Raw genomic sequence first — 394 nt, 5'->3', positions numbered from 1 at the left:
CCCCCCCCCCCCCCCCCCCCCCCCCCCCCCCCCCCCCCCCCCCCCCCCCCCCCCCCCCCCCCCCCCCCCTCACCCCCCCCCCCCCCCCCGACACCTACACTCCACGGCCTTCGTCGGCAGCGTCAGATGTGTATAAGAGACAGGTAGTTGACCTGCCCACGGTTGCCCATTACGCCTGATACGGAGGCAATGGTGACGATGCGTCTGCCCTGGCGTGCACGCACCATCGGCATCGTGAGCGGGTGCACAACGTTGTAGAAGCCGTCCAGGCTGGTCTCCAGAACCTGTCTCTTATACACATCTCCGAGCCCACGAGACATGGCGCCTGATCTCGTATGCCGTCTTGTGCTTGGAGGGGGGGGGGGGGGGGGGGGGGGGGGGGGGGGGGGGGGGG

Annotated in this window: 1 pseudogene; it reads right to left on the bottom strand. The window is 71.3% G+C overall.

Annotated elements, in window-relative coordinates:
• Positions 1-143: 143 nt before the first annotated feature.
• Positions 144-284 (bottom strand): annotated as a pseudogene (gene fabG / locus JHD73_RS28240) (3-oxoacyl-ACP reductase); the annotation flags it as partial.
• Between the last annotated feature and the right edge of the window lie 110 nt (positions 285-394).

Source organism: Ralstonia sp. ASV6 (assembly GCF_016429285.1).
Lineage (GTDB): Bacteria > Pseudomonadota > Gammaproteobacteria > Burkholderiales > Burkholderiaceae > Ralstonia > Ralstonia flaminis.
The sequence above is the reverse complement of the archived record's forward strand: the minus strand, read 5'-3'. Positions and strand labels throughout refer to the sequence as shown.